Source organism: Bradyrhizobium sp. P5_C11_2, assembly GCF_054049755.1.
In genome coordinates this window covers 1-1,315 of sequence record NZ_JBFULT010001026.1, presented here as the reverse complement: position 1 = coordinate 1,315, position 1,315 = coordinate 1, and the positions used below count along the sequence as shown (strand labels likewise).

Sequence of the window (1,315 nt, the reverse complement as noted above, 5' to 3'; positions counted from 1 at the left end):
CGCTGCTGCCGCCCGACAACGCCACCGGCAATTTCACCAAGATCGTGCAGCGCGTCCCGGTGAAGATCGTGCTCGACGATCACAGCCTGACCGGCCTGTTGCGGCCGGGCATGTCCGCGGTGCCAACGGTAGACACCAAGCAGGCGGTGCTGGCCGAACGCGAGACGGCTAGGCGCATCGCCGACAACACCTCTCGCCCGAACGGCGGCTGACCTCAGGGGGCATGCGGCAGGATTGTCAAACCCTGCCGGATGATCCTTCCAGAACTCCGCCGATTATCGAAACCATCCGCCTAATGCATCCTGTCTCCGTAACCGAGACGAGGCTTCCATGAGCACGCTCCAACCGGCCATCAACGCCGCCTCCGCCGCCAACCTCCCCGCGCCGGCCGCGGCCCCCACGACTCCGGCCGTGTTGGCCAAGACCTGGATCGCAGTGATCGGCGCGACGCTCGGCGCCTTCATGGCGGTGCTGAACATCCAGATCGTCAACGCCTCGCTCGCCGATATCCAGGGCGCGATCGGCGCCGGAATCGACGACGGCGGCTGGATCTCGACGTCCTATCTGATCGCAGAGATCGTGGTGATCCCGCTGTCGGGGTGGCTCGCCCAGGTGTTCTCGATCCGCATCTACCTCCTCACCAACGCGATCCTCTTCCTGGCTCTGTCGGCAGCGTGCGCGCTGGCGCAGGACCTGCCGCAGATGATCGTGCTGCGCGCGGTGCAAGGTTTTACCGGCGGCGTGCTGATCCCGATGGCCTTCACGCTGATCATCACGCTGCTGCCGCGTGCCAAGCAGCCGATCGGCCTGGCGCTGTTCGCGCTGTCGGCGACGTTTGCGCCGGCGATCGGCCCGACCATCGGCGGCTATCTCACCGAGAATTTCGGCTGGCAGTACATTTTCTACGTCAACCTCGTGCCCGGCGCGATCATGGTCGGCATGCTCTGGTACGCGCTGGATGCGAGGCCGATGAAGCTCTCGCTGCTGCGCGAGGGCGACTGGGCCGGCATCATCACCATGRCGATCGGCCTGTCCGCGCTCCAGACCGTGCTGGAAGAAGGCAACAAGGACGACTGGTTCGGCTCACCCTTCATCGTCAAGCTGTCGGTGATCGCCGCAGTCGCGCTGACCGTCTTCCTGATCATCGAGCTCACGGTCAAGAAGCCGCTGTTGAACCTGCGCCTGCTGGTCCGCCGCAATTTCGGCTTCGGGATGCTCGCGAATTTCCTGCTCGGCATCGCGTTGTACGGTTCGGTGTTCATCCTGCCGCAATATCTGTCGCGCATTCAGGGTTACAATGCCGAGCAGATCGGCA

Annotated in this window: 1 protein-coding gene and 1 pseudogene; both read left to right on the top strand. The window is 64.4% G+C overall.

The genetic code is table 11. From position 1 onward, the window contains the following. Positions 1–212: pseudogene (locus tag ACXJL8_RS41365) on the top strand (HlyD family secretion protein); the annotation flags it as partial. A 118-nt stretch (positions 213–330) separates the two neighbouring features. Further along, positions 331–1,315 (top strand): DHA2 family efflux MFS transporter permease subunit (locus ACXJL8_RS41360; RefSeq protein ID WP_456687068.1); only part of this gene is annotated, 985 nt, incomplete at its 3' end.